The following is a 1,128-nucleotide window of genomic DNA, read 5'->3' as shown; positions in this document are numbered from 1 at the left end:
CTCTCTTACGAATGCTTGCTTTAGAGAGGGGTCAAGGTCGAATAACTCAAGGTTGAGATCGACACATTGACCGATCGCTACATCTAAGCAAGATGAGATCGACACAACGACTAACTTAGTCATATAGAAACTCCTATTCAGTTATCAAGGTTCTTAGTCATGACATAGACTATGTTTATGTCATATACATAATATAACACTATAGCATAGTTTATGCAATACATATGCTATAACTATAGCTAATGAATAGCTATGCAATATGCTTATACATAGTTTACGCTATGCTATGCTATAAATATAATTTAGGACATTAGCTATGGCATACGAACTTATACGCTTTACTCTTGCCGATCCGTACCTTGAAAAGTTAAAAGAATTAATTGAAGATCAAGAAAGTCTACATCTAGCAGCCAAACGGTTATTACTTTCTCTTTTGGGAGACGATCAGCCGTCAATTACCTCGGATGCCTCAAAAGCCTTAGAACAGCGATTGGATGCTTTAGAGCATAGATTAGAGCAATCATCTAATCTAAATCCAAACTCTGCTATAGACAATGCTATAGAACAGCGATTGGCGGCCATAGAGCATAGATTAGATCACCTATCTAATACCCGCGCCAGTGAGCAGCCGAGTGACTCCCCTATCATTGTGGAAGAACTAGAACAACGCCTAAAAGAAATAGAGCATAGATTAGATCACCTATCTAATACCAGTAACAGTACAGGTAACTTTACAGATAAAGGGTTAGAACTACGATTTAAGTATTTAGAGCGCAAATTAGATGATTTATCTAACTCTAACAGTGACTCACTTGCAGATGATTCACCTATTGTGGCTGATCTAGAAATGCGATTGATGTTCTTAGAAAATAAGCTCAAAGGCGTAGACATCTTAGATGAAGAAGAAGGCTATATCGAACAATCTTTGTCAGAGCGATTACAGGCCATAGAAGAAAACATAGATCAATGGTCACTAGATCGACAGGTATATGACGGCACTAGCCAATTTATTCTTAGTCTAGAACGGCGTATCGACGGGATAGCAGAGATTATCGCCGATGAACTGAAGCTGCAAGCCTCTTTGTCCGTCGATGACGACGATGAGCCAGAAGAAAAAATACAGCACCA

Annotated in this window: 1 protein-coding gene; it reads left to right on the top strand. The window is 38.8% G+C overall.

Going from position 1 to position 1,128, the window contains the following annotated elements:
- Positions 1 to 316: 316 nt before the first annotated feature.
- The coding region (locus C7H19_RS25220) for a hypothetical protein (RefSeq protein ID WP_219907760.1) at positions 317 to 1,128 on the top strand (812 nt) is incomplete at its 3' end.

This window comes from Aphanothece hegewaldii CCALA 016 (assembly GCF_003007785.1).
Lineage (GTDB): Bacteria > Cyanobacteriota > Cyanobacteriia > Cyanobacteriales > Microcystaceae > Chroococcus > Chroococcus hegewaldii.
Note: the sequence above shows the minus strand (reverse complement) of the source record. Positions and strands in the feature narration are given on the sequence as shown.